Below are 21,473 nucleotides of genomic sequence, written 5' to 3' on the forward strand. Positions count from 1 at the left end.
ATCTGTCGCACTATGTAGATAAAATTGATAGAACTACCAAGTCACGCGATCGCGCAATTTTGTCAAAAGTTTTGCACCGACACCCGGAATTCTCTCTAGCTCCTCTAAGGAGGAAAAAGGTTGCTGCCCACGCGTCGCAATAATTTGCTTTGCCCTACCGGCTCCGACACCGGGCAGAGCTTCTAGTTCCTCTTGCGTGGCAGTGTTGAGATTCACCTTCTGTTGAATTGGATCGGACGCTTTGATCTTCTCAAATTTTCTTGGGACGACCACCTGAGGACAGGCTTTCTGCTGAGCGCTCACTTTTCGCGCAATGGCAGGAGGAAGTCCTAACGTAGCCGTCTTATACAGCCGCTCAAATTCTCGCTGAAAATGGGCAGCGACGGTCGGATTATGAATCACCAGTAAGGTTTCATCATTGCCTCGGTTCGCGGCATCTGTCCAATTGTGAGAGCCAGTAACGACCGTCTGCCCATCTACAATGCCGAACTTGTGATGCAATAAATCTCCCGGTGGCAACTTGGGTATACCCACCGTTTTGATCGGAGATTGCCAAGGATGATTGTTTGCCTCAGTCTTGCAGCGCTCGGGAAGGGCAACCCCTAACATGTCGAGTCCTTCACTGTAAGAGCGGTACATAAAACTTGGGTCGATCAAAGCTCGGATTTGAACACCTTGAGTGTGAAGTGGCTCTAGAGAATCGACCAACGCTTGATCGGAGAACACGAATAATGCCAATTCGATCGAGCGTTTTGCTTGACCTAAGGTTTGGCTGATTAGTCCGTTTGTGGTTTGCTGCCAAGAAATTTTAGAGGAAGACGGCGAGAACTGAACCTCGATCGCTGTCTTTCCAACGTTGACTGTTTGCGGGGCGCGATAAGGCTTTTTCGCTCCAAACAGGCTGTCTTTCTGCCCACCAGCGCCGTCGCCCCACATGTAGGCGAATTCTTGTAGAAAGAGCTTTGCAAGATCTGAACTTTCAATTTTGAGGAAGTTGTTCGCATTGCCTCGGCTGACAGCATGCCCGAAATCTCCGTGAACGTCCGATGTCGTCCAATTGGCAGACGTGACAATTACCGTGTGTCCATCAATCACCATAAATTTGTGGTGCATCAGGTTGCTACCGCGAGTTCCGCCCTCTGTGTCATCAATGCGCGGAATCTTGGCATTATCGAGGACGACGAGCGCATCATTATTGTTGATTTCTTCCGCACTGAGTTGCCCATCGCCATTACGATCGATTAGCTTTTGCGATTCGGTGTAACGACTTTTTTCTCGCTCTGGCAATTTTGCAACTTCTTCAGCCGTGAAAGTACTAAAGGGTCGCGAGTAAGTATTTTCTAGAATGACCTGAATTTGAACACCATTTGCGGCGCGATCGCGCAGTGCCCTCGCCACTTTAGGTAAACGAAACTCCTGTACCGCCACATGAATGCTGGACTTAGCCGAGCTAATAGCGTCTACGAGGATCTGCTCCAGATCATCTCCTGATCGCGTCTGCTGGCGATAGGGTTCTTGATACTTAGAAGCCGGCTCGTGATTGGTATAAACCTGAATTAAGGGATCTTGCGGTAGCGCTGTTGCCATTACCGTCTGCGGCAGTATCGTCTGTGGTTGGACAGACTGACAGGCAGATAGCCCCAACACAATCAAGGCACTGCAAAGCTTAAACTGAAGAGAGCGATTTAAGTTGACCACAAGCCAGATTCCAAGATATTAGGTTGACCGCTACGCTGGAGAGAATTTGTGCGGAATGAATATCCGTAGGATACCCCAGTCGTTGTTTAAACCACTCCGTTATCTCCCTCAACGCCCATGCAGATCTACTTAGACTACAGTGCCACAACGCCAACGCGACCCGAAGCGATCGCGCTGATGCAAGACGTACTCACGCAACAGTGGGGCAACCCGTCGAGCATTCACATCTGGGGACAACGGGCGGCTACTTTAGTTGAGCGATCGCGAGTTCAGGTGGCACGGTTGATTAATGCTCCGCCCGAAGCGATCGTGTTCACGTCGGGGGGAACAGAATCCGATAATTTGGCGATCATGGGCGTTGCTCAGCAGTACAGCAGCCCGCAGCACATCATTACTTCAAGCGTCGAGCATTCCGCGATCGAGCAACCGCTGCGGATGCTAGAGCAATGGGGTTGGGCGGTTACACGGCTTCCGGTCGATTCAGTGGGGCGAGTCAACCCTCAAGATCTCAAAGCCGCATTGAGACCAAACACAGTGTTAGTGTCGATCGTGTATGGGCAGAGCGAAGTCGGAACGGTTCAACCGATCGCGGAACTTTGGCAAATTACACAATCCTTTAAAGCATCACAGACGTTTGGAGCGTCGCAGCGCATTTTATTTCACACCGATGCCGTTCAGGTCGCTGGGCGATTGCCGCTAGATATGCAGCAGCTTCCTGTTGATTTGCTTTCGCTGTCGAGTCATAAAATCTATGGACCTCAGGGTGCAGGAGCGTTATACATTCGTCCAGGAGTGAAGTTGGTGCCGTTGCTGCGTGGAGGCGGACAAGAAGGCAAAGTGAGATCGGGGACTCAAGCTGTTCCAGTAATCGCTGGATTTGGCATCGCCGCAGAGTTGATTGCGGCAGAAATGGCAACAGAGATACCGCGATTAACGCGACTGCGCGATCGCTTATTCAACCATTTCTCTGATTTACCAGAATTGATGCCTACTGGCGATCGAATCCATCGGCTGCCCCACCATGTCAGCTTTTGCTTACCCAATGCCGACGGAGAGCAACTCAACGGGAAGGTCTTGGTGCGGCAGATGAATTTAGCGGGAATTGGCATCAGTGCCGGGGCCGCTTGCAGTAGTGGAACCCTGCTACCAAGCCCGATCTTGCGAGCGATGGGCTATCGCGATCGCGTCGCTAAAGCTGGAATTCGCCTGACGCTAGGACGAGACACCACCGAAGCAGACATCGATTGGACGGCGATTGTGCTCAAGCAAATTTTGGAGCGAGTGACGCCGCAACCGCAACTGAGTCAAGTTTGATGCTTAAGCTAAGGCAAGGCTCCAGCTCGTTCGAGACCGAGCGACCCAAGAAAGCGATCGCCGTCAAAATAATCCTCAATCATCTGACAGATGCACTGAAACTTAATCGGCTCGTGCAGTCGGACTTGACCGAAGGCGCGATCAACAATCTCTACCGTGCTAAGGGTGTCTAAATCCACCGATAGAATCGGGATTTCAAGATCCTCGGCGCGGCTGAGGATTTCTTTAGTAGGAGGAATGTGTCCGGTTAGAATCAGACACTGAGTTGAGGTTTCCAGTGCCGCGAGTTGGAGATCAGTGCGATCGCCGCCTGTGACAACTGCCATATTGCGCCGCGCCCGGAAATACTTGAGGGCAGAATTGACGTTCATCGCGCCAATAGTTAAGCTCTCGACCATCAGATCTAAGCGATCGGGGCGACAGAGAACCTCTGCTTTAAGTTGGTGAACTAACTCTGAAACGCTCACACTCCGTAGCAAATCGCTGCTTGGCAGCACCCCAAATACAGATATGCCTCTTTTTTCTAAGAATGGAACCATTGAAGCGTTTACAGTTTCGCGTTGATTGTTAGGAACATCATTGATTAACACTCCTAACAGCCGATCTCCCAACTTCTCTCTGGCATTTAGCAATCCATCAAGGAGCAGCATCGACTGAAATCGTGCTACTAGAAGGACAGAAGCTTGAATCGTGTCAGCGACCTCTAGCAGAGATAGATTAAATAATTTTCCTTCGTCAAGCGTTCCAGGTCCCTCTAAAAGAACCAAATCTCCGCTCTGACGTTGCGCTTGCTCCGCAAGTTGCTGGCGATAGTCGGTCTGATCCTGCAAGCTCAGGCGATTCTTAACGGCTTCAGAATCTAGCATTAAGATAGATGGCTGCAAGCGATTCTCAGGAAGATTGAGCGTTTGGGCAACAAATTGAAGGTCACCATCGCTGTCTGCCATTTGAGTTTGACCCCAGCCACCGCTTAACGGCTTTCCATAGGCAATGTCTAGCCCTTTTGCCTTGAGTTGATGGGCAATTCCCAAGGTGATCGCCGACTTGCCACTGTAGGCCTCGAGAGATCCGATGAGCAAATACTTTGCGGATTTTGGCACGCTCCTCTCCCCGGTTAACGCTTGTTTAAGAGACTATTACGAGACTTAGAGAAACCCTTACATTACTCCTGTCAGGACTTTATTTGCAAGTTGTGCTTCTAAGTCAGAAGAATCAAATTTTAATCTTCCTAATTGTAAGGGGAGAAGAATTTTATTGCTGTAAAAAAGAGGGACGGTCAACGCCCCTCTGTCACGAACCACACGATGAAACTGCTCTAACGCGGCTTAATCTTCCAGGCGAAGCAACTTACGGTAAAAAGCTTGTGAGAAATCTGCTAAGCGATTGCGTTTGAAGTTGGTAATCACCTCGATTAAGAAATCAACAAATTCAAAATTTGCCATCATGACCTCGTAGCTTAGTTCCGCATTGCCATCAAACTGAATGCGGCAACGGCACAGGTCAGCAGGCAGCATCGAAATATTCCAGGTGGCAATGAACGGAATGCTTTCGGCTCCTTCAATTTTGCGCTGCCCTTCCAACGCTCCTTTCTGATATAAGCTGATGGCAAACGGTAAGAGTTGCTTTTTGCCAGCTTGGGGGTAGTAAGGTACGTAAACCCCGACTTGCTGAGTGGGAGCGGGCTGAAGTTTCTCGATGGACATGCTGAACTTCCTACTGGGTCAATCAAAGGATGTAAAGGTTAACGGCTTCCATCACGTTGCAAGTTCATCATGAACTCGATCAATGGAATGCAATTGAGACACTTAAACTAGACACTTAAACTATCAATGTCTGGCTCAGTGTGCCCATCGCCACTGGTTAAAGTTCACTTTTCCAATTGATTTTTAGATTTTCCCTCAAGAGGTGACACTGCTGAACTTTAGGACTGTTGAAGATACTGATTGAAGCGGGTTTGAAGTTGCTCGATCGCGAGGTCTTGGCTCCAATACTCAGTCAGCGCATGACCAAACGCCCACGCTTGTCGATCGGGCGGGGCAGAATTTTCAATGAGCAAGCTCCAAAGGGCTAACAGATCGAAACTAGGAGGTGTCGATCGATCGGCGGTCAGAAGATTGTATAAGTCGTATGCCATTTGCAATTTGCCAATCACAATGGGCAACTGCTCAACCGGAATGTTTCTCTCCAGCAGCAGCGCCAAGGCTGGAGAGCCGGTGGTTAGGGTTGAAAGAAACCGCAGAATTGGGCTTTTGAGAAAGGCGGTGAGTCCTTGAGTGGTTGCCATCTGAAAAGTGTAGCGATCGATAATTCTGGCAGCCGCCATTGTTCTAGCGTCTATGTTTTTGAGAAAGCGAGCGAGGCGGAGTTGTTTGGCAGGCGCGATCGCGTCTAGGATGGCGATCGACAAGTCCTCTAGTCCCCAAGCCGTTCGGGTGTCCGATCCAGTCACAATCGGCAGGACCAAAGCGCAAGACTGTCCCAAAACATCAGCACGATACATTACCGCCTCGCGAATCGAAACTTCTTTAGGACGTTCGCCCGTCTGCCAGTTGTATGGAGGAGTCCATTCCCAAATCGGGCGCAACCGATCGACTTGAGTCACCACACCTAACATCGGCAAATCTGGCCTGTCAGATTTTAGATCTTTGAGAAAGTCTAGATCCATTTGTAAAGCTGGATCGAGGGCTGGAGTTGCCAGCAAAACAAGATCAGTTTGAGCGGCGTGATCTAGAACCTGATCTCGGAGTTCCGCCCGTTCGACCTGCTCATACCCAGGCGTGTCCCAAAGCGTTAGCGTTTCTCCAGTCTGGGTATCCCATTGATACGCTTGGATTTGATCGGTCGAGGGCAGCGCATCCACTTGAGCATTTGCCTTGACAAATAATGTATTGATCAAGCTGCTTTTCCCGGCTCCGGTGCGACCAACCAGCATTAAATTGACGGGCTGTTGAGCAACGGTTTCGGGCGGCGATGCTTGATTGATGATGTTTCGTAGCGTCTGAGTTTCGGCTTTCGGTACGGCGGGTTGGGCAACGAGGAGATCAGATTTTGGTGCGTTGCTACCGCTATAGAGCGCGATCGCTTGTCTGGCCAAATTTCGCAGTGCCGCTTCTCGTAAGAGTTGATTTAGGTTTCCGAGCAATTCTTGAGTGGCACGATTGTTGGTTTTTTGAGTGGCAGTTCGAGCGATCGCCACGGCTGGGTTCAGAACCCACTGCGCCCAACTCCACGCCTTGAGAAGCCGACGCGCGGACGGTTCTAGCTTCTGATAAACCTCGTAGGCTTGGTAGGCTTGCCCAATCGTAACTTGATTGAGAACGGGCGACAGTCGCCCCATCCATTGGTCTAAATCGTCTACCGTGCCTCGCAGCAGCGCATAGGCTTGCGGAATATAGATGTTGAGCAACGGCTTTTGGGTTTGCGGATAGTAGACCCGTGCGATCGCTTGAATCACACTCTGACATCGTTGCCAAAAGATGTTCCAGTCCTCCCATAAGGGCGGATCGGTGCGCGACGCTTCTAGAATCGCTTGAATTTCGGCTTCTGCTTTTTCACCTAATCCACCTGCTGTTGCAGGCGTTAAGGATTCAGCAGATTCTTCAGAAAGCTCAGCGACGACGGCTTCGACTTGCTGCAAGGCAGGCTGTGTCCATTTCACAAGCAGCCACCGCCACCCTACAAACAGCAGTCCGACGATTGCCCAAATCCAGCTAATGCCCCACTCGTGAATCTGCAATCCAGCCGCGATCAGGAGAAAACCGACGACGAGTGCGATCGGAAGTCCTAAAACTGCCCACTGCCAACGCTGCAATCGCACCATAATACTTTCCTTGGTTTCGACCTCTTTATGGTAGAAAATTCGTCCGCGTCTTTTGCCCTTCGTAATGAAACGAAGAGTGATGGGCAAATTGGGACTAGGGCGGGAATTCTGAAAAGCAGCATCCACTCTGAGGGTTCAGGAGCTAGAGGTTTGAGAATCAGAGGCAAGAGAATCGTGGATGATTTTTGATGAGGGTCTAAACATGCGATCGTTCTTAAAGCTAATTGGGTTTGGGCTACTGTTACTCGGATTTTATTTCTTGGGTCAGAACGTCATCGTTGCGACCCGAGGCTCTGTCTACTGGTGGCGAGAGATCCCAGCCGCAGGGTCAGTTCTCGCTATTATGGGCGGAGTATTCACGCTACTATTTGCGCGATCAAGCGTTAAAGAATTGGGTTGGCTTCTAATTGGGGTAGGAATGATTTTGGCGTTTTTGAGCGGTGGTATCGTGCTAAAACCCATGAGCTTATGGACGTTTTCGCTGGCGTTTGCCTCATTTGCAGGCGGTTATAAGCTGATGACAACAGGACGACTTTGAATCCTAGTTTGTACGCCCTTTGGCAAGCCGATCTGCATCAAAACTGTTACAAGAAAAAGGACTGTTACAAGAAAAGGGGTGAGTCGAGCGACTCACCCCTTCAACAAGACTTCAGTTACACAAGCCAAATTAATTACAGTTGCCCAGCAACTTGAACCCGTCGTTGAGCAATACTGACGGGATCACTTCCTGCCTGAGCCAGTAAAGACTTTAGCTCCGCTTTCAGGGCAGCGTTACTAGGATTCTCTTGATTGGCACGAATCAGAGAATTGAAGGCATCATACCAAATGCCTTCATGAGCGAAACTGACTGCTTGGTCAAAATCAGATTGCCCTGCTACTTGTTGAAGTAACATTGGCTCATCAATCCGCTCAATGAAACTCCTGGCAGAGACTTCACTGGAAGATCCCTCTTTGCAAGCCAGCAGTACTGTCCAACGGTAAGTTGTGTCTGCTTGCAACACAACTGAAGTGGGCAGCTCGACCTGAGAAACTCCAGATTGGTTGATCTGGAGAGTTTTGCTGAAAATTGGTTCTGCCCTACTCGGATCAGCCAAGATGAACTGAGCCGACATCGCCTGCTTAGTGTTGGTATGCCAGAAAAAGGTTGGGCTTGCTGTCGTTGTATATAACCCTTCGTTCGTGTTCGGCACCAGCAGAGTCATCGTCGTTAGTGAGGAGCCTTTGCTAGAGGTGCAGGCGGTGCTCACCTGAGTCGTACTAGCTTGTCCCCGTCTACCGCCCGATAGTGTGCTGCGGATTGTACCCAGCTTCTTCTTGGGCGTCCAGCGCACGCGCTGCGAGGGTGCGGCAGTGGCAGAAGATCCAACCTGAAGGGACTGAGAGAGAGTGAACTCGGTTGAAACAGCCGCGATCGCAATCAAACTTGTCACCGTGAGTGGGGTGAGAAACCGAAGCAATCCAAGTGTAGTCATAAGTTTGAATGTCGTTGGAGTATGGACATTGCACGATCTACGAAGTGCCAATCTTGCAAAAACAAAACAAACCTTAATTGCGCTTTTCGGTTTAAGAAAGCAACAAAACGGAGGCTGTCGTAGAGGTTTTTGATCATGACTGACCTGATGCGCCGAGATAGTCGAGAAGTAAGTATAGACTTCTCAACCGAAAAGCTCAATTGGGTAAAGTCTCTGACCGAAGTATCCGTTTAGCTCGCCGCCCGAGGTAGCTTAACTTCCAGAACTCTTTTGCAAACCCAAACTCTCATCTAGTTTGTGATAATTGCTCATAGTCCTCACTACGCATTTACCACGGATTTCCAACCAGTGTGAAGGCTGACCAGTAGAACGGATGAGTGAACAGAATTGTTCCGATTCGGGGAACGATTTTCGTCGGTAGTAACACAGATTTTTGGCTTGTGATTAGCCTGCCGTTCTCGATCCGAACCGTGCCATTTTTGAGCGCAAGCTGGGCGCGTCTGAGCGCTTCTGCGCGAGTCGGGGCGGTTTGCAGTTGAATGTAAAATTCGCTCATGAGGGCGAGGGTTCCAATATCTGAAACTGTCCAGAGGCTGCCCATGACTGAATGAACCCCGGCAGCGGCGGCAAGTCCGGCAAACCCTAACTCGGCAGCGGTACTGCCGATCGCAGTGTCACAAGCGCTCAGAACAAGGAGTTCTAATGGCGGATTTGCCCAGCCGAGCGATTTCATTTGAGCAAGATTGATTCGAGTATTCCAGAGTTGAATGTAGGACTGACTCGGCGCTCCAATATTAAACTGAGCATGGGTGGCGAGGTGAATAATGCCTGGATTCTCAATCCGTTTTTGATGTAAGAGTTCCTCAATCGTAAATTCTTGGTTGAGAAACTGTTTTCCTCTCCAAAACTGTTCGCTGACAAGTTGTAATTCGGTTGGAACGGCGGGCAAAGGCGCAAGCGATGAGAATTGATCTGCACCCATCGCTAAAAGGGTGCGATCGCGCAAATCGGTAATTTCCCGATTCACTAAAGAAACGCTAGGAATCACAGAGACCGTGTAGCGCTGGATGGCGTAATCTTGCTGGTCTGCAATTGCTGCTATGGGGATCGTCCTCAATCCTTCGTCTAAACAATAAATTAAGCTAGTAATTTGCTGTCGTTTTAGCTGTCCTTCTAAAGGTTGCAGGAGCCAGCCATAAAGCTGTCGAGCAAGTGCAGTATACCCTTGGTCATCATCTATGTCGGAGACGGCTAAGCGAAAGAGCTTAGCTTGCTGAAGAACTTGAGCGCGAGTAGCCGTAGTGGAATAGCGAATGGCTTCTCCTGTCGGAGTCACTAGCACCAAATCTAGTCGATCGTCGTTGCGTTTGAGCTTTGATCGTAAGAACGGAGTAACGGGTTCTACAGAATCCTCGTAGCGCTCTCCGTTCTTGGGCGCGGGAGCGATCGTTTGAGGTGTGAAGATGGCATAGACAACAACCGATCGCACGTTCTTTTGTTTTTGAACCTGGCTCAGGGTAGCTTCAATTTCTTGCAGTCCTAACTTTGGAGCGTTATCGAGTCCGTAGTATTGCTCGTATTCAGTACCGAGAGACTGATCTAGATTTCCCACAATCGAGAGCGGTTGCGGCGCTTCAATAGGAGGTTTTGTCTCTAGATTCGGCTGATTTTGACCTGTTAGGTCTGTTGGTTTAACTGCTCCTGGTGGGGGATTTGGAGTTGAAGTTGGGGAAGGAGTTGGAGTTGGAGACGGAACTGAAGTTGGAGACGGAACTGGAGTTGGGGAAGGAATTGGGGAAGGAATTGGAGTTGGGGAAGGAACTGGAGACGGAACTGGAGTCGGGGGAGTTGGAGGTGATGAATCTGACTCGAACGCACCGATGTCGATCACCGCTTGCTGAATTCGAGGAGCGCCTCTTTGGTCGGTTGGTGTTGCGATCGCGTTATTGCCTGCGTTAACGGCAGGGCTTCTAGGCAACAGCGCATGTGTTCGAGAAAACCCTCCGTTATTTGCTAATGCCTCAAGCAGGGGATCGATTGGATTTGTCGCTGTTCCAACTAGCGTACTCTTGGTAAATCCTGTACTGCCATCCCGAATCCCGATTAAGTTATTCCCTTGATCGGTAAAAAGTCCTGCAACGTCAGGACTACTTGCATTTCGATTTGCTGCGATGATTGTATTTTGAAGCTGAATACTTCCTGAGCGATTAAAAATTCCGCCACCCGCATTATTAGCTTGATTATTGGTCAAGGTATTGTTGCTAATCGCAGTCGTTCCGCTACTGTAAATTCCGCCGCCTTCCCTGGCCGCATTGCCTGAAATCGTAGTGTTAATTAGGTTCAGGGGAGCCGTGCTGAAGATTCCGCCGCCATCTCCCGTAGCTTTGTTTCCTTCAATCAGCGATCGCTGAATTGTTGTTGGTCCACTCGTGTAAATTCCTCCAGCGTTGCCCCCACCAGAACTAGGATTGCCTTGGGCTATGTTCTGTAAAACCGTACTGTCTAGGATTTGAAGCTGACCCGTATTCGTATTATTAATGCCACCACCTTGAATAAGAGCGCGGTTATTAAACAATGTGCTATTTCTCAGCGTTACGTTAGCGCCACTGTTTTGAATACCACCGCCGTTTCGCTCAGCTTGATTGTTAGCAATATTGCTATCGATGATCGTCGTTGTGTTGCCTAAATGCAGTCCGCCACCATCCGTTTTAGCTTGATTCTGCGAAATAGTTGTAGTGTCGATCGCAGTTGTTCCAAAGGCAGATAACCCACCACCGCTTGTAGCCGCTTGATTATTAAAAATAGTGCTACCTGAGATGTATAGGTTGTTTCCGATACTGAAGATTCCTCCCCCTTGATCGGTCGCAATATTACCCGAAATCAAGCTGTCTCTGATGTTGGCGAAGCGATCGCCGAAGATAACGATCGCGCCTCCTGTGCGGGCACGATTATCTGTAAAATCAGTTCTTGAAATGCTCAATTCAGAGGTGGAGCCGTTGCTGGTAAGCCCGCCACCATACCCTGCACCACTTATGGCAGCGTTATTTGACAGTTTACTATCGGAAACGACTAATGTCGCTTGGTTATAGATTCCACCTCCATCTTGACCTGCGTTGTTATTAGTGATGGAACTATTTGAGATTATCATCACTGATTCATTTTCTATTCCACCTCCATTGATCTTAGCGATGTTATTGCTGATTGTCGTACCGCGAACATCTGCAACTCCTAAATTATAAATTCCACCTCCATTAGCACCTGCCGTGTTTCTCAGAATGTTGCCTCCTACAACCGTTAAATTCGTTTGATCATTTTGAATTCCTGCTCCAGAGAGAACAGCTGTATTGTCAGAAATAGTACTATTCGTAATGGTTGCATCCCGACTTTGGAGGAGGGAAATTCCACCTGCATACTGAGCCGTGTTATTAGAAATGACACTGTCTGCAATGTTCAGTTTTGCCCCAAAGGTGTTTTCAAGCCCTCCTCCTCCGCTCGTCGCTGTGTTATTAGAAATCGTGCTGTTGAAAATATTGACGATGCTAGCGATCGGGGTTGAAATGCCGCCCCCATATGTGGCGCGATTCCCACTTATTTGACTATCACGAATTGTGAGGTTAGAGTTTGCACCCGAAACGTAAATGCCGCCCCCGACGCTGGTCGTTTGTCCGCCTGTGATAGTCAAATTTTGTAGGGTGGCGTTGACGTTGCCTTTCACTTCTAAAACGCGATCAGTGCCGCTTCCAGCCAGGGTCGCTGTGGGTGCTCCTTGTAGATTGACCGAACGATCCACAATTAAAGGAGTGCCGCTGTATGTTCCCGCACCTAAGTTAATGGTTCGATTGCCGTTGGTGTTTCCTATAGAATTAATTGCATTTTGAATCGAGTTACTGGGTGCATTCGCCTCAGCCGCCACTTGATTGAGATTAAACGTCAAGTCACCTAGACTACTAAGATTAATGCTTGCGTTGCTAGAATGATTAAATCTGCGTCCTGTTAGCGTTAGAGAAGCTGTTCCACCCCCCGTTTGATTAATCGAATCTGTGAGCGTAATGTCTCCTTGTCCAGCGTTTCCTCCGGCTGTTGAAAGCGTGACATTCGTTCCGTTATCCATCGCTGCTGCGATCGCGGTTGGATCGATCGTTCCCGTTGCTGCAAGAGGATCAAAAATTCCCGAAATCGGTGTCCCTGATCCGCCGTTCGCAATATTGATGTTGGATGGATCAAGTAGCCACGAACCAGCGCTAACTCTTGCGCCCGTTACATCTAGACTGGCTTTCCCAGACGTTTCAACCTGTCCGCCCTTAGCCGTGATTCCTCCCTGAAATCGAGTTGCCTGATCTGACCATAGAACAACGGTTCCACCCTTGCCAGTTTGGAGGGCATTAGCATTAATCTGAGTTCCAGCATCGCCAAAAACAAATTGCGCGTGGGGCAAACTGCCTTTTCCCTGATAGTCTCCTCCGATTAAAACCGTCCCGCCGCTTGTGGGTGTCGAAGCGTCAAGTTTAGCGCCCAGCAGCGCAATCTTTTCTCCAAAAACTTGAATCGAGGGAGTATGAATTGTGGGTGATTGGGAGGATGTCACCGAAAGCTCGCCGCTTGCACTTCCTTCATTTCGCGAAGCGATAATCGCCGTACCGCGCTCGATTGGAATTGGAGGCGATGATGGCGTTAGCTTGATCACACCATTTTCAATCGTAGAACCAGTCGCATTGCTTAACGCTCCGCCTGTCAGTAGCTCTGGTAACACTATTTCAGCTAGTGTTCCGGTTGCAAGACTTTGATTACTTTTGCTAATAGGCAGGTCTAAACTCAGTAAGCTGCCTTGTGGGGTCACTCGCACAATTCCTTCACTGGGAATTGCCGCGATCGCAATCATGCCCCCCGGCGCACTCAGCGTTCCTGTGTTAACAACGGTTCCTCCCAAAAGGGCGAGTGACTGTCCTTGACCGACAGATAAGTTTCCAGCATTAAAAACAATATTTGGATCACGGCTTGAGAATGAGAAGCGGCTAGGCGCACCCATTAGTGACGCATAATCATTTGAACCCGTTGCGTTGAACCAGGTTTGATTGTCAAACCCGATTGCAGTTGCAGTCGTGGCGCTAAACGAAGCAGGAACATTGAGTTGAGCCGTTGCCGCGAAAATGATGCCTGATGGATTCATCAAAAATAAGTTCGAGTTGGCACCCGTAACCTGAATCAGCCCCTGAATTACAGAGGCATCTCCTCCCACCACGCGACCCAAAATGTTCTGAATCGTTGGATTAGAGATAAAATTAGCAGTCTGCTCCGGCGAAAGATTAAATTGTTCAAAGCTGTGAAAAAGATTGTCCCCTGCCTGCGTTCCTCCCCCAATCTCAAGCTGATTCCCGGAAGGTGTGACTTTAGTCCCCGTTCCATCTGAGGCTGGGGTAATGGACTCTGCTTGTGCCACTAGCTCCGCAGGAACCGATGCACTAGGCTCTGACCCGCAAAGCTCTAGAGGAACAAACAGAAATGCCCACAGCAGCACAACATCTGCTCGATGTAGGTTGATCATAGGCAGCAATCGTGACCCCTCAAAACGATGAACTCTAAAACAGGTACTTCTAATTCGCGGCAATTGCCAGCATCTTTTTTCGGTTGAACCTTAACCTGTGTTCAAGCTGTGAGGCAGATTTTCTCCTGTAATGCTGTCACTCACCGCTGCTGGTCTTTCTGTACTCGCTCAATGTGGACTGAAATATCTGAACCTTTTGATTCTTAAGTGTTTGATAGAGTACTTGATGCAAAATTTTTCTGACGATAAGACCTTAACATGAGTTCTTCATCTACTTTGAGGTTTCCCTTTGAAATGTAACTCTATGCAATATCTCAGGCAAATTTCAGGCAAATGTATAGTGGCTTGACTGTCGCTATATTTAATGAAATGATTGCAGAGAATTTACATCGCTTATACTGAGTAGCAAATTTTAACTGCTCTGACAATTCAATAAAATGAATAGTGCTTTTGTAATTGATTTTGCTCTAGCTCCATTCGTCCCAGTGGACACTTAAGCATCGATGTCACCACATACTATGGAACCAAATTCTGTTTACCGGGTTCGCCCACGGAGACAGAAGTTTTTATGGAGGCACCGAGTTCTTGGCCTGTCTGGGCTGGCGGCGGCAGGGTGTGTCTTGCTGGTTCGAGCATTGGGAGGATTACAGCTTTCAGAGTTGGCAGCGTTTGATCACTTGCTTCAACTCCGCCCTTCAGAGCCTGCCGACGATCGCATTGTGCTTGTAGGGTTCAGTGAGAAAGATTTTCAGACCCTAAGAAGTGCTCAAATTTCGGATCAGACCTTGGCAGATGTGCTAACCCAGATTAAAGCGCAAAAACCTCGTGTGATTGGGCTGGATCTGTATCGAAATTTGCCGACACAACCTGGTAACGCAGCACTATTAAATGTATTGCGAACGACTCCCAACCTTATTGGAATTGCCAAAATCGTCGGCAGTGACGATGGCAAGGATGTAGCAGGGCATCCGATCTTAGTTCAGACTGATCGGATTGCAGCGAGTGATGTCATTCCAGATGTGGACGGGCGAGTCCGACGTGGACTGTTGTTCACTAACAGCAGCTCTTCACCGATTGAAGGACTAGGGCTGAGAGTAGCATTAGAGTACTTAGCACAGATAGGAATTACTCCAGAAGAGAGTTCTGACAATTTGTTGCAAATCCGAAGCGCTAAATTTGTGCAATTTAGCAAGAATGATGGCGGCTATGTAAATGCGGATGATGGCGGCTATCAAGTATTAGTCAATCCGCGTGGACGACGAGACCCATTTAGAACCGTTTCGGTAGAAGAGGTTTTGAACAAGACATTGCCGTTAACCACATTTCGCGATCGCATTGTGTTTGTGGGTAACATTTCTGCTGGCGATTCGGACATGTTTTTTATGTCGTATAGCAGCGAGACGGGTTCTACACCCGTTCCCGTTTCGGGCATGGAGTTGCACGCTACACTGACAAGTCAAATCTTGAGTGCGGTACTGAATCGGCGTCCTCTCCTTCAAGTTGCGCCAAAGTGGGTGGAGTGGAGTTTAATTATTCTCCTGGCCTATGTAAGTGCTTGGATTGGAACACGGCGACTATCTCATTTGTACAAAATCGCGCTGACGCTGGCGTTGATGGGTGGGGTTGTCTTGATTTGTTCCACCGCACTCAATTTTGGTTGGTGGTTGCCGGTTGTGCCGATGTCGCTAGCCATCATGATTGCAGGCGCAACAATGATGACCTTTGAGGCACAGCAGCTTACCATCTTGTCGAATCAAGATCCGCTCACGCTGCTAGCAAACCGTCGGATGTTTGATGAAACGCTGTATCGCGAATGGTACCGATCGCTGCGATCGCAGACGCCGATCGGGTTGATTTTATGTGATGTTGACTACTTCAAAAGTTACAACGACACCTACGGGCATTCTAAGGGCGATCACTGCTTGCGCGCGGTCGCGAGCGTGTTAAAGAAATCGGTGAAGCGACCAACTGATTTGGCAGCGCGTTATGGAGGTGAAGAGTTTGTGATTCTCTTGCCCAATACAGATAGCCACGGTGCGCTTCGAGTCGCTAAACTAATTCAGTTAGAAATGCAAACGCTACAAATCGATCACAGTGGATCGCGGGTTTCTCCGTTTGTTACGTTGAGCTTGGGAATTGCAAGTATAGTGCCAACCACAGATGTGATGACTGAGTTATTGGTTGATGTTGCCGACGCGGGACTCTATGAAGCAAAACGCAAAGGGCGAAATCAGGTGGTGCTGAAACTGCCGTAAGAAGTGCTTGACCTAAAAAAGGAAGTTAATATTCATTAGAAACTTCTTACGTTATGGCATTGGTTATGGTGTCGTTAACGCTTGTATGAATGCAATGCGTTCTGCCAAATTTAAACTTTGCAATTGCCTAACTAAATCGTTAAATCTGCATGAGGGTTCAAAGCTTAGAGGAGACATATCAACAATTCCTTCGATTAGTTCAGCTTTTTTGAGATTGGGTATGGCGTAATAGCAACGCTCAAATTTGCTTCTCTCTAAGGGGATCAACTCAATTTTGCAGGTTAGATGAAGAAATTATGTCAGCCTCAGTGAGAGTGCTTCTACTTTGAATTAGCGCTCTATGGCATTCATAGCTGAGAATAGATAAGTTGTGTCGCAGGCTAGTGAAACCTTGTCTTTGCAGATTGAGTTGTATGTTGAAGAGTCTGATGAGCGCATCGATCGCTTTCTTGCCGATCAACTCCCAGATCTATCGCGATCGCGACTTCAAAAATTAATTGAACAAGGTCATGTTCAGGTTAATAATCAACCCTGCACGTCTAAGAAAGCAGACGTGAAAGCGGGCGATCGTATTAAGCTCGACATTCCAGACGCTCAGCCTTTGCACCTTGAACCGGAGAATATTCCGCTTGATATTCTTTACGAAGATGATTCGTTGATTATTGTGAACAAACCTGCGGGATTAGTTGTGCATCCATCAGCAGGACACGAATCAGGTACTCTTGTGAATGCATTGTTAGCTCATTGTGAAACGCTGCCCGGAATCAACGGAATACAACGACCAGGAATTGTACACCGATTAGATAAAGACACCACAGGCGCGATCGCAATTGCTAAAACAGAACTTGCGTTTCATCATCTACAAGAGCAATTTAGAACCAAAACTGCACGGCGGGATTATCTTGGTATCGTCTACGGATCACCGAAACACGATGCGGGAACCATTGATCAGCCGATTGGACGGCATTTAGTAGACCGACAAAAACAAGCCGTTGTTCCAGAAACAAAAGGCGGACGACGAGCGGTAACTCACTGGCGGGTTAAAGAACGGTTGGGCAACTATACACTGATGCAATTTGAATTAGAAACGGGGCGCACCCATCAGATTCGAGTACACAGTGCGTTTATGGGTCATCCAATTGTGGGCGATCCGACTTATAGTGCTGGACGATCGCTCAAGGTCAATCTACCGGGGCAGGTACTTCATGCTTGGCGGTTAAGATTAATTCATCCGGTGACCGGAGCGTTGGTGGAAGCGATCGCGCCGTTACCTACATCTTTTACAAAAGTGCTGAATCTACTGCGATCGCGGTTCCTGCACAATTATCCTCCGCACTAACGGCTCCAACATGGCTAATGGCTCCAAGATTGAAGTGAGAATCGCGATTCGTAAAACCTTAATTAGGCATATTAACTTATTGACTTTTGTTGCACGTGCAACAAAATTTGTTTTCCCAGATCAGCTTAATAAACCGAAACACTTTTATCGAAAAAGACCGTTACATAAGTTAAATGAGTGTTATGAAACTTAGAATTCTAAAAACGTCTGAAACCTGCTCTACATTGGAATTTTGCAAATCTAAAGATATTATCGAATTTAACAAAACTTAACTGTTGCTGTACATTTTTTCAGAAAATTTGCAAGAAATAGAGCTGTTTTTCCTCAAAACTCTATAAGCCCTAAGCGTTTCGAGCTTTATTTCTTCTGGCTTTATAGAAGTCAATAACTTGTAACAAATAACGGCTCTGCCGCATTGTATAAAGTAAACCTGAGGGGGAAAACAACAGAAGAAACCTATATAAAACAAGCGCTGAGTTAGGATTCTGCTTTCTTATTAAGAAATGTGACAATTTCTCAGATTTCTTAGAAACATCAGTTTGTTACCTAGTAATGTGAAACTGAACTTAGGAGAAAGTTGCCTAACTAGCCTGTAAGGGGTTTCAAATCCTTCCTGCTAGTTCTGTAACCCAAATGGCTTCAGATCCACCTTCCAGTTCTGAACCAAACCCGAACTCAAACCAAACAATTAGGAGAAGTCATCCATGCTAGATGCATTCGCTAAGGTTGTCTCCCAGGCTGACGCCAAAGGTGATTTTCTGAGCAGCGGTCAATTCGATGCGCTGAACAACATGATCAAAGAAGGCAACAAGCGCATTGATGCCGTTAACCGCATCAGCACCAACGCGTCGTCGATCGTCACCGATGCTGCTCGCGCTCTATTTGAAGATCAGCCTCAACTCATCCAGCCCGGTGGAAACGCTTACACCAACCGTCGCATGGCAGCTTGCTTGCGCGACATGGAAATCATCTTGCGCTATGTAACCTATGCGTTGATGGCAGGTGATGCTAGCGTTCTCGACGATCGTTGCCTCAACGGTCTGCGCGAAACCTACCAAGCTCTTGGCGTTCCCGGTGGTTCGACAGCGGCTGGTGTGCAGAAAATGAAGGACATCGCGATCTCCATTGCTAACGATCCCGAAGCTTCTGGTATTGTTCGTGGCGACTGTAGCTCCATCATGTCTGAGCTATCGAGCTACTTCGATCGCGCTGCTTCTGCGGTTGCTTAAGCGATCGCTGTTGATTGAGCATTCCGCCTCGATCGGATAAGCATTGTTTTCACCACACTTTGCAGAACACACTTTTTAGGGAGATAACCAAACAATGAAGACCCCAATTACTGAAGCGATCGCAGCAGCAGATACTCAAGGCCGGTTCTTGGGTAACACCGAATTGCAAGCGGCTAACGGTCGTTTTGAGCAAGCAACGGCTGGTTTAGAAGCAGCTCGTGCGTTGACTCAAAATGCTCAGCGCTTGATCGATGGCGCAGCTAACGCTGTGTACCAGAAGTTCCCATACACCACCCAAATGCAGGGTCCTCAGTACGCTTCTGACTCTCGTGGTAAGTCCAAGTGCGCTCGTGACATCGGTCACTACCTCCGCATGGTCACCTACTGCCTAATCGCTGGTGGTACAGGTCCGATGGATGAGTACTTGATTGCTGGCCTAGACGAAATCAACCGCAGCTTCGAGCTTTCTCCTAGCTGGTACGTTGAAGCCCTCAACCACGTCAAGTCAAACCATGGTTTGAGCGGTCAAGCTGCTAACCAAGCAAACACCTACATCGACTACGCGATTAACGCCCTGAGCTAATCTTCAGGTGCTGTGCCCGGAGAAATTAGCGAGTGTTGGCAGAGTGGCTAACAGTTGCTCGTTTTTCCGGGCATTGTTTTTCTTAATTTTGGTTAAGAAGTTTATTGTTGTGTTGGGGGACAAGCATGGGCGGCTTATTGGTGAATAACTTGGCAGCAGCCGGACCGTTGGGGCTGTCTGCCTTTGATAGCTCTTCTAGAGTTGAGCTACGGCCCGATTGGACAGAAACGGAGCTGCAATCGGTCTTTCGGGCAGTGTACCGTCAGGTTTTGGGCAACGACTATGTGATGAAGTCAGAACGGTTGACCTCTGCCGAATCATTGCTGCGGCAAGGCACATCGACCGTGCGCGAGTTTGTCCGGGCGGTGGCTAAATCTGAACTGTATAAAAACAAATTTTTCTACCGCAATTCAAACCAGCGGTTTGTTGAACTGAACTTTAAGCATTTGCTCGGTCGCGCTCCTTATGAAGAAGCGGAGTGGGCCTATCACACGGGTCTGTGTGAAGAGCGGGGCTACGATGTCGAGATTGACTCTTACATCGACAGCATGGAGTACGAGAATAAGTTTGGCAACAATGTGGTTCCGTACTACACCGGCTTTCAGGTCGAACCTGGCGTTAGAACCACCGGCTTTACCCGGATGTTCCGCTTGTATCGGGGTTATGCCAGCAGCGATCGTGGTAGCGTTGGCGGCAAATCTCCTCGTCTGACTCGGGAGTTGGGTCAAAATTTTGCCTCGCGGATTGACCGACCTTCGAGCGGCGGCAGCGGTGGATCGGGCTGGAAACATGCGGCGATTCCTGACGACGCTGCGCCCAGAAGAGCGCTGGGTGGAACTCAGCAGGAAAGCGGACGGGTGTATCGCATTGAAGTGACTGGAATTTTGCAGCCTGGGTACCCGAAAGTGCGTCGCAGCAGTAACGCGATCTTAGTGCCCTACGAACAACTCTCCCAAAAACTTCAAGAGATTACAAAGAAGGGCGGCAAAGTTGTGAATGTGTCGCGTGCCTAGAGCAAGACTGGGAGGCGGACGGCTGTCTCCCTGACTGTTCAACGGATTTTATACAGGAGCAATAATAATTATGTTTGGTCAAACTGCACTAGGCAGTAGCAGGCTAAGTGGTGCTGAAAATCGGATGTTTCGCTATGAAGTCGAGGGCATGCGCCAGACTTACGAAACCGATCAGCTCAGTTACCCCATTCGCACAAGCGGCAGCTTCTACATTACGGTTCCATACAATCGGATGAATGAGGAAATGCAGCGAATCCTCCGTATGGGCGGCAGGATTGTGAGCATTGAGCCGCTGACGCTCGATGGAAGTGGCAACGCGAAGATGCAAGCTGCAACCGCGCATCAAAATTTAGAAGCAGAAGGCAAAAGCGAAGCAACGGAGGCTCAACAGACAATGGAAGCAAAGCAAGAGTCGCCCGATCGCTAGACATCAAGCTAAAAGCGTGAGCTGTGTCAGCAGTTTTGCGTCGATGATTAAGTGGCCCGTAACGAGGGGATGCTTTGCATCGCGCTTTACCTGTTGTTCTAATGGTCGTTGTTCTAATGTTTACTATCAATCAGTTCGTTATCCATAGTTGAGGGATTCACCCTATGTTTGGTCAAACAACCGTTAGTTCAGGTGGAATTTCGTCGTCAGCCAGTCGCATGTTTCGCTATGAAGTCGCTGGCTTGCGTCAAAACAGCGAAACGGATCAAAACAATTATGAGATTCGTAATAGCGGCAGCGTGTTTATCACGGTTCCCTATAATCGCATGAGTGACGAAATGCAGCGTATCACGCGGCTGGGTGGCAGAATCGTCAAGATTGAAGCACTAGGCTGATCTTGGTCGTTATAGGAGGTTCGAGCGAACAACTCGATTCATCCAATACTCAGTCTTTGGCTGTAGAGCAACGTCGTTTCAAATCTCCACCTCGAAAATTGAAGCTTGCGTTGCGATGCGATGTTCTGCCTGGGTCAGCTTGAGGTGCACGATGCGGTGGCAGTAGCGACATTGATTGTGGTAGTTGACGATGAAAATCGCACCGCTGTGAGTAGCATTCATCGCGACGTAATGTTTCACCGACGCTCGGTAAGCTTGGCGATAAGTGGGCAGTAGCGGCGCTAAATCGGTGTCTCGACTGCTCTGTTTTTACGTCCGAGAAGCGGCAGCACAAGCTCAGGATGACTTACAACTACGGCGCGAGAGCGTATAGTCTGTGGGTACTT

Annotated in this window: 16 protein-coding genes; 9 read left to right on the plus strand and 7 right to left on the minus strand. The window is 48.6% G+C overall.

Features of this window, described 5'->3' with window-relative positions; translation table 11 throughout:
* Positions 1–33: 33 nt before the first annotated feature.
* On the minus strand, positions 34–1,698 hold the full coding sequence (locus tag AC5JLB_RS26385; protein WP_495876805.1) for a phospholipase D-like domain-containing protein: 1,665 nt from the start codon (positions 1,696–1,698) through the stop codon (positions 34–36).
* Positions 1,699–1,815: 117 nt separating this feature from the next.
* Between AC5JLB_RS26385 and AC5JLB_RS26390 the strand changes: the two genes are divergently transcribed.
* The gene (locus AC5JLB_RS26390) at positions 1,816–3,012 is read left to right on the plus strand and encodes a cysteine desulfurase family protein (protein WP_495876806.1); all 1,197 of its coding nucleotides are present in this window, start codon (positions 1,816–1,818) and stop codon (positions 3,010–3,012) included.
* 8 nt (positions 3,013–3,020) lie between these two features.
* Here AC5JLB_RS26390 and AC5JLB_RS26395 read toward each other — a convergent pair whose 3' ends face one another.
* From AC5JLB_RS26395 to AC5JLB_RS26405, 3 genes are all read right to left on the minus strand, one after another.
* Positions 3,021–4,112 carry a phosphotransacetylase family protein gene (locus AC5JLB_RS26395; RefSeq protein ID WP_495876807.1) on the minus strand — a complete coding sequence of 364 codons (1,092 nt, stop codon included), beginning with the start codon at positions 4,110–4,112 and terminating at the stop codon, positions 3,021–3,023.
* A gap of 225 nt (positions 4,113–4,337) precedes the next feature.
* Complete coding sequence (gene ebsA / locus AC5JLB_RS26400; RefSeq protein WP_495696639.1) at positions 4,338–4,715, minus strand: type IV pilus biogenesis protein EbsA; 378 nt, start codon at positions 4,713–4,715, stop codon at positions 4,338–4,340.
* A 218-nt stretch (positions 4,716–4,933) separates the two neighbouring features.
* A complete protein-coding gene (locus AC5JLB_RS26405; protein WP_495876808.1) occupies positions 4,934–6,832 on the minus strand; it encodes a GTPase family protein in 1,899 nt (632 codons plus the stop codon).
* Between the two features lie 178 nt (positions 6,833–7,010).
* Between AC5JLB_RS26405 and AC5JLB_RS26410 the strand changes: the two genes are divergently transcribed.
* Entirely contained in the window at positions 7,011–7,370 is a 360-nt protein-coding gene (locus tag AC5JLB_RS26410; protein WP_495876809.1) for a hypothetical protein, read from the plus strand.
* Positions 7,371–7,503: 133 nt separating this feature from the next.
* Here AC5JLB_RS26410 and AC5JLB_RS26415 read toward each other — a convergent pair whose 3' ends face one another.
* Positions 7,504–8,304 carry a DUF928 domain-containing protein gene (locus AC5JLB_RS26415; protein ID WP_495876810.1) on the minus strand — a complete coding sequence of 267 codons (801 nt, stop codon included), beginning with the start codon at positions 8,302–8,304 and terminating at the stop codon, positions 7,504–7,506.
* Between the two features lie 328 nt (positions 8,305–8,632).
* A complete protein-coding gene (locus tag AC5JLB_RS26420) occupies positions 8,633–13,846 on the minus strand; it encodes a CHAT domain-containing protein (RefSeq protein WP_495876811.1) in 5,214 nt (1,737 codons plus the stop codon).
* A 518-nt stretch (positions 13,847–14,364) separates the two neighbouring features.
* Here AC5JLB_RS26420 and AC5JLB_RS26425 point away from each other — a divergent pair.
* From AC5JLB_RS26425 to cpcD (AC5JLB_RS26455), 7 genes are all read left to right on the plus strand, one after another.
* Entirely contained in the window at positions 14,365–16,101 is a 1,737-nt protein-coding gene (locus AC5JLB_RS26425; protein ID WP_495876812.1) for a CHASE2 domain-containing protein, read from the plus strand.
* A gap of 391 nt (positions 16,102–16,492) precedes the next feature.
* Complete coding sequence (locus tag AC5JLB_RS26430; protein ID WP_495876813.1) at positions 16,493–17,440, plus strand: RluA family pseudouridine synthase; 948 nt, start codon at positions 16,493–16,495, stop codon at positions 17,438–17,440.
* A 704-nt stretch (positions 17,441–18,144) separates the two neighbouring features.
* Positions 18,145–18,669 (plus strand): C-phycocyanin subunit beta, encoded by a 525-nt coding sequence (gene cpcB / locus AC5JLB_RS26435; protein ID WP_495696632.1) that lies wholly within the window; start codon positions 18,145–18,147, stop codon positions 18,667–18,669.
* Between the two features lie 94 nt (positions 18,670–18,763).
* On the plus strand, positions 18,764–19,252 hold the full coding sequence (gene cpcA, locus AC5JLB_RS26440; RefSeq protein ID WP_495876814.1) for a C-phycocyanin subunit alpha: 489 nt from the start codon (positions 18,764–18,766) through the stop codon (positions 19,250–19,252).
* Positions 19,253–19,377: 125 nt separating this feature from the next.
* Positions 19,378–20,265 (plus strand): phycobilisome rod-core linker polypeptide, encoded by an 888-nt coding sequence (locus tag AC5JLB_RS26445; protein WP_495876815.1) that lies wholly within the window; start codon positions 19,378–19,380, stop codon positions 20,263–20,265.
* Positions 20,266–20,335: 70 nt separating this feature from the next.
* Positions 20,336–20,692, plus strand: coding sequence for a rod-capping linker protein CpcD (gene cpcD / locus AC5JLB_RS26450; RefSeq protein WP_495876816.1), 357 nt, complete (start codon positions 20,336–20,338; stop codon positions 20,690–20,692).
* Between the two features lie 164 nt (positions 20,693–20,856).
* The gene (cpcD, locus tag AC5JLB_RS26455; RefSeq protein WP_495696628.1) at positions 20,857–21,087 is read left to right on the plus strand and encodes a rod-capping linker protein CpcD; all 231 of its coding nucleotides are present in this window, start codon (positions 20,857–20,859) and stop codon (positions 21,085–21,087) included.
* A 78-nt stretch (positions 21,088–21,165) separates the two neighbouring features.
* Here the strand turns inward: cpcD (AC5JLB_RS26455) and AC5JLB_RS26460 are convergent, their stop codons facing one another.
* Complete coding sequence (locus AC5JLB_RS26460) at positions 21,166–21,309, minus strand: hypothetical protein (protein WP_495876817.1); 144 nt, start codon at positions 21,307–21,309, stop codon at positions 21,166–21,168.
* Positions 21,310–21,473 lie beyond the last annotated feature (164 nt).

This window comes from Myxacorys chilensis, assembly GCF_059505265.1.